At 61.8% G+C, this 6091-nt stretch carries 7 protein-coding genes; 4 read left to right on the top strand and 3 right to left on the bottom strand.

The window, feature by feature from the left end; translation table 11 throughout:
• Positions 1 to 10 precede the first annotated feature (10 nt).
• Positions 11 to 133, bottom strand: coding sequence for a hypothetical protein (locus AACR77_RS02080; RefSeq protein WP_010675895.1), 123 nt, complete (start codon positions 131 to 133; stop codon positions 11 to 13).
• A 295-nt stretch (positions 134 to 428) separates the two neighbouring features.
• On the opposite strand from AACR77_RS02080, the gene yjbD reads away from it, so the two are divergent.
• Positions 429 to 713 (top strand): DUF3811 domain-containing protein, encoded by a 285-nt coding sequence (gene yjbD / locus AACR77_RS02075; protein ID WP_042879473.1) that lies wholly within the window; start codon positions 429 to 431, stop codon positions 711 to 713.
• A 392-nt stretch (positions 714 to 1105) separates the two neighbouring features.
• Positions 1106 to 1315 carry a transcription antiterminator/RNA stability regulator CspE gene (gene cspE, locus AACR77_RS02070; protein WP_010675897.1) on the top strand — a complete coding sequence of 70 codons (210 nt, stop codon included), beginning with the start codon at positions 1106 to 1108 and terminating at the stop codon, positions 1313 to 1315.
• Positions 1316 to 1491: 176 nt separating this feature from the next.
• Here the strand turns inward: cspE and AACR77_RS02065 are convergent, their stop codons facing one another.
• Both AACR77_RS02065 and AACR77_RS02060 read right to left on the bottom strand, forming a co-directional pair.
• Entirely contained in the window at positions 1492 to 2877 is a 1386-nt protein-coding gene (locus AACR77_RS02065; protein ID WP_010675898.1) for an ATP-binding protein, read from the bottom strand.
• A 7-nt stretch (positions 2878 to 2884) separates the two neighbouring features.
• On the bottom strand, positions 2885 to 3607 hold the full coding sequence (locus tag AACR77_RS02060) for a response regulator (RefSeq protein ID WP_010675899.1): 723 nt from the start codon (positions 3605 to 3607) through the stop codon (positions 2885 to 2887).
• A 199-nt stretch (positions 3608 to 3806) separates the two neighbouring features.
• Here AACR77_RS02060 and AACR77_RS02055 point away from each other — a divergent pair, with 199 nt between their 5' ends.
• Together AACR77_RS02055 and AACR77_RS02050 are read left to right on the top strand one after the other, a co-directional pair.
• Complete coding sequence (locus AACR77_RS02055; RefSeq protein WP_010675900.1) at positions 3807 to 4163, top strand: hypothetical protein; 357 nt, start codon at positions 3807 to 3809, stop codon at positions 4161 to 4163.
• A 368-nt stretch (positions 4164 to 4531) separates the two neighbouring features.
• Positions 4532 to 6091: methyl-accepting chemotaxis protein (locus tag AACR77_RS02050; protein WP_042879471.1), on the top strand; the 1560-nt coding region annotated here is incomplete at its 3' end.

Raw genomic sequence — 6091 nt, 5'->3', positions numbered from 1 at the left:
CACAGTAGCGTTACTTCATCGCGCTGCCGTTTTTCAGCTCTGCTTTCTGACGTTTGGCTTCGCGTTTCTCTTTCAGTGACATCTGCGGTTTTTTCTTGGCATCTTTGCCGTGATGCTGTTCTTTGTTGCTCATCATCAGACTCCAAAAAGGTTACCTGGACAGTTGGAACGGGTGTTCCAGCATGTCAGCCGAATCGTGGATTTCAGTACGCCAACAGTGACGATCGGGGATCGCACTGGCCTCAGCATACTCCCAATCTTCCGCCGGGATCCAGCCTCCCGGCAGCGCCTGTCAGCCAGGCGTTCCCGTCGCGTGCCCCCCCGGGAATGACGACCGGGCGACACTTTTGGCATCCGAGGACGGATGGTCAGCCTGTCTCCGGTGGATGTGTGTTAGGGTGGGCATTCAACGATCGCAGGAGCGCGTCATGAAGAAGCTGGAAATGAAGGATCTGACCGAGGCCGAGAAAGCCGAGATTGCCCTGCTGGTGCAAAAGGCCCAGGCCAATGCCGATCACACCCTGACCAACGGGGAGCGCAACAAGATCCGCGAAGCAGGACGCCAGAAGATCGCCGCCGATCGCGCCCAGGCCGCCAAGGCGGCTTCCGCACTGGCGCGGGAGAAAGCCAAAGAGCGAGCCAGTGCCCAAGTACTGCCCGACACCTTCAACTGGTCCGATTCCGTCAGCAACAAATACCGTGGCAGACGGTAACGGCAGCATGAATGCTCGCAGATGACGCTGCTGCAAAAAAGGGGGCTGGCAGAGCGTCATGTCATCTCCCTGAAAAGGGCAGCAGGAGGCCCCTGCCAGCTGATGCACACCCGGATAAAACGCCTATCCAGCCATCACTGACTGAAACGAATACCAAGATAAAGATTGCCATGACAGGGTGTGCGTGTTCTAATCGTTTTCGATGGTTCGGTAGTTCAGACCTGATTATGTTAGGCAGTCATCTTAAAGCAGTGATTTGTGCAGGCAGTTATCCCCGATAATTCTTGCCAGATAATTCTCCTTCTTTAGTGCTCCCCATACGTATTTCTGACGAAAAATCATGGATTGCCGCTCCGGTGGCGTTTCACTAATCACTACTCAAGGAAATTATCATGTCCAAAATGACTGGTACCGTAAAATTCTTCAACGCCGAGAAAGGCTTCGGTTTCATCTCCCCGGCTGACGGCAGCAAAGACGTGTTCGTTCACTTCTCCGCCATCCAGTCCAACGGTTTCAAAACCCTGGAAGAAGGTCAGCGCGTTGAGTTCACCATCGAGCAAGGCCAGAAAGGCCCGGCTGCTGCGAACGTCGTTCCGCAGTAATTCAAGCCGGAGCACCTTCCCCTCTTTGGGCAAGGGCCTCAGCAAGAATTGAAAAAACCCGCTTCGGCGGGTTTTTTGTTGCCCGTTTCCGGGTGACCGGCGTGTTCCCCTGCTTCCCTAGCCCACGGGCAGCAAAAAGGGCACCCTGGTGGTGCCCCATTTCCTGGTCAGGTTCCTTACAGGGGCAGGCTGATCCGCGCTTCCAGCCCCCCCTCCTGGCGATTGTGGAGACTGAGCTCACCGCCGTGCTGATGCACCAGGGTGCGGGCGATGGCGAGCCCCAGTCCCACGCTGCCAGACTCGGTGTTGCGGGCTTCATCCAGGCGCACGAAGGGCTTGAACACCTCCTCCAGCTGGCTCTCCGCAATCCCCGGCCCCTGATCGCGAACCAGGATCAGCAACTCCCCGTCACCACGCACCAGCGAAACCTCGGCCCCCCCTGCGTACTTGATGGCGTTGCCGATGAGGTTTTGCAGCACCCGGCGCAGGGTGTTGGCGCGGCAGGCGTAAACCTGCTTACCCTCGGCCAGGCAGGTGACGGGCTGGCCCATGTCGGCATAGTCGTCACACAGGCTCTCCAGCAGGCTGACCAGATCCAGCTCCCGGGTCGCCTCCTGCTGCCCCTCCTCCCGGGCAAAGCTCAGGGTCGCCGCCAGCATCTGCTCCATCTGCTGCAGGGTCTGCTGGAAGCGCTCCTTGTCTTCCCCGTCCGCCAGAAACTCGCTGCGCAGCCGCAGGCTGGTGATGGGGGTGCGCAGGTCGTGGGAGATGGCGGCCAGCATCCGGGTTCTGTCCTGCACGAAGCGATCGAGCCGGGTGTGCATCCGGTTGAAGGCCTGGATGGACTCGCGGATCTCGGTGGGCCCCTCCTCGCGCAGGGGCTCGATGTCCTCACCACGCCCCAGCCTGTCGGCGTTGGCCGCCAGTTGCTTGAGGGGACGGGTCGCCCGGCGGAACAGCCAGATCATCAGGCCGATCACCAGGCTCGCCACCAGCAGCAGGTTGAGGGTCGTCTGCCAGGACCAGCTCGCCGTCTCCTTGTCCACCAGGGAGCTGAACTGGAGCCAGCCGCCGTTGGGCAGTTCGATGGAGCCGTAGAGCCGCATGTCCTGGGGCGGCGGCATGCCGTTGCGATCCTTCATCATGCGGTTGTGGTGCTGCCAGGCCCGGCTGCGCTGGATGTCCTGCTTCAGCTCGGCGCTGATCTCAACCGCCAGGGAGGATGGATAGCCGAGCTTGGCCCGCACCAGCTTCTCGAAGCGGGGGCTGCGGTTGTCCGGCTGCAACGGCTCGTCGGCCAGACGCAGCAGCAAGGTCTCGCTGCGGCTCGCCTTGAGGATCTCGTGATAGAGGGAAGGAGGAGAGAGGGAGAGCAGGCGCACCACGGAGATGATCCGCTGCATGGCGTTGCGGCTGTTGACGTAACCGAGGGCCTCCTCCCTGTCCGAACGGTAGATCTGGATACTGAGCAGCTGGATCAGCACCAGCCCCGCCAGGGCCACCAGCACTATCTGGCCGGTCAACCCCTTGGGCAGCAGCCTGGCGAAGACGCGCTTGATCATGTCGGCCTCACTCCTGGGTCACGTCGGCGGCGAACAGGTAACCGCCACCCCAGATGGTCTTGATGAGCTCGGGATTCTTGGGATCCCGCTCCAGCTTGCGCCGCAGTCGGCTCACCAGGGTATCGATGGCGCGATCGAAGGCCACCGCCTCCCGGCCACGGGCCAGATCCAGCAACTGATCCCGGCTCAGCACCCGCTGGGGCCGCTCCAGAAACACCTTGAGCAGATCGAACTCGGCGGTGGAGAGGCTCATCCCCACCCCCTCCTCGTCCACCAGCTCACGGCGATTGACGTCGAGCAGCCAGCGATCGAAGCGCAGATCCCGGGTCAGGGTCTCCGGCACGGGCAGGCTCTCCGCCTGGGTACGGCGCATCACCGCCTTGATGCGGGCCAGCAGCTCCCGCGGGTTGAACGGCTTGGAGAGGTAGTCGTCCGCCCCCATCTCCAGGCCGATGATGCGGTCCGTCTCCTCCCCCATGGCGGTCAGCATGATGATCGGCAGGCGGGATTTGACCCTGAGCTCGCGGCACAGGGTGAGGCCATCCTCCCCCGGCATCATCAGATCCAGCACCAGCAGGTCGAACTCCCGCTCATCCAGCAGCCGCTTCATCTCCTTGCCATCGCGGGCGCAGCTGACGCGCATGCCATGCTGCTCCAGAAAGCGCTTGAGCAGATCGCGGATCTCGCTGTGGTCATCGACCACCAGAATATGAGGGCTGCCTTGGTTCATCATCATCTCTCCGTTATCGGGCTGGGGCGATTATACGAAAATCAACCGGGCGGGTTGTGTCAAAGTGTGCCAGCACGTCCCTCTGCCACACTCTGCTACAAAATAGGCTTCTACTGGCAAATTTCAGACACTTCCACGGTGTTTACTGGATACCAAGGCGAAAGAGCCTCTACCCGTACACATCCGACAGGAGTTACCCATGAAAAAGCTGACCAAGACCCTGCTGACCGCCACCCTGATCCTCGGCCTGCCGCTGGGCGCCTATGCCGCCAGCGAGGCGGTCTCCACCGCGCAACCGACCCAGGCCACGGCGACCGGTTGCCCCATGGACGGTACCGGCATGATGGGCGGCAAGCATCATGGCGGCCGCCACGACAAGATGGCCCGCATGAAGAACATGACCCCGGAACAGATCCAGGCCCATCTGCAACAGCGCTACGACAAGATTGAAGATCCGGCCAAGAAGGCGGAGTTCGTGAAGAACCTTGGTCTGCGTGCCGACGGCATGATCAAGCACGCCGAGGTGATGAAGCAGTTCGCAGAAGCAAACCAGTAAATCGAAGTAATGAAGCAGTTCGAAGAAGCAAACCAGTAAGTCGAAGTGATGAAGCCGTTTGCCGAAGCAGACCAGTAAATCGAGATGATCAAGCAGTTCGCAGAAGCAAACCAGTCAGTCGACGTAATGAAGCGGTTTGCCGAAGCAGACCCGTGATCCGGCGGGGCCCTGCCCCGACACCGGCGAAAACGACAGGGTGGCGCAAGCCACCCTTTTTTTGTCTCCACCCCCAGTTTTTTCACCTTTTCCTGCCTGCCCGCATCATGTTATGTGAGCGATAACAAACGTTTCACTTTCGAAATAAATCATAATGGCCCCTCACACAACAGACGCGGGCACGATCCCGGGCACAGTGGACAGGAGTCGTTATGGGATGGAATCTGGGCACAATCAAGGGGCGCTATACCGCCGTTTTTCTGGGCTTCATGGCGCTGGTGTGCGCCCTGACGGTGATCGGCATCCAGATCTGGATCACCCCCGCCCTGCAAAAAGCGGGGGAGGAGAACGTGGCGCTGCGAGTCGGCGAGATAGCGACCGATATCCGTGACCAGCTCAACGGGGTGCAGACCCAGTCGCGCAGCATTACCCAACTGGTGGCACAACTGCCGAGCGAGCAGATAGATGCTCAGCTCCCGGCCCTCATCGACCAGTACGGCAACGGCATGGTCTTCGGTGGCGGCATCTGGCCCCTGCCGGACAAGCGGGAGGCGGGGCGCGCCAAGTTCAGCACCTTCTTCCACAGGGATGCGTCCAACGCCCTCATTCCCAACACCTACTGGAACTCGGCAGAGGCGCCCAACTATTTCGATCAGCCCTGGCACAAGGCCGGCCAGCAGGCGCCCCGTGGCGTCTGTGCCTGGGCCGCCGCCTACAAGGATGGCGCGAGCCAGCAGCCGAGAACCAACTGCGCCATGGGGATCTACCAGGATGGCGCCCTCTACGGGGTGTCGACCATAGACGTCACCCTGGGCTTCTTCAACGACCTGGTGGCCAAGAAAGAGCAGGAGATCGGCGGTCAGGTGATGATCATCGAGGCTGACGGCAAGATCCTGAGCCGCAACGCCCGTCTGACCGGGGATGTGGTGCTCGGCAACCTCTCCGCCCACACCGACTATCCCTTCGCCCTCGCCATCAGCGGCCTGCTGGGCCAGGATGCGAGCAAGGGGCAGCTGCGCACCACCTTCCAGGATCAGGGTGAGGAACAGACCCTGCTGATGGAGGCCATCGAAGGGACCCCCTGGCTGCTGGCCGCCGCCCTGCCGACCCGCACCCTGACCCAGGACAGCCGGGATGTGCTCGCCACCCTGGCGAGCATCCAGCTCCCCCTGGCGGGGCTGCTGTTCGTGCTCATGGTGCTGGCCATCAGCCAGCTTGGCAGCCGCCTGCAGACCCTCAAGCTCAACATCGACGCCCTCAGCGCCGGCGACGCCGATCTGACCGCCCGCATCCAGGTCAAGGGGCATGACGAGCTGGACAACATCGCCCTGTCGGTCAACCGCTTCATCGCCTTCCTGCAACAAATGATGGTGCAGGTGACCGCCGCCACCGACCTCATCACCCGCGAGCTGGCCCAGCTCGATCAGCAGACCGGGCAGGCCAGGCGGATCCTGGGAGAACACGCCAGCGAAACCGATCAGGTCGTCACCGCCCTCAACGAACTCAGCTCCACCGCCGACAGCGTTGCCCGCCACGCCAACGACTCCGCCAGCTTCACCGAGGCCGCCAACGGTCAGGCGGCCAGCTCCCGCAAGGTGGTGGGATCGGCCTCCGCCAGCGTGGTGGCCCTCATCGACGAGGTGGATCTCGCCGCCGCCAAGGTGCTGGAGATGCAGGAAGATGCCCAGCAGATCGGCAGCGTGCTCGGGGTGATCGGCGGCATCGCCGCCCAGACCAACCTGCTGGCGCTCAACGCCGCCATCGAGGCGGCC

The sequence above is a fragment of the Aeromonas sp. ZOR0002 genome (assembly GCF_963866995.1).
GTDB classification, from domain to species: domain Bacteria; phylum Pseudomonadota; class Gammaproteobacteria; order Enterobacterales; family Aeromonadaceae; genus Aeromonas; species Aeromonas caviae.
Note: the sequence above shows the minus strand (reverse complement) of the source record. Positions and strands in the feature narration are given on the sequence as shown.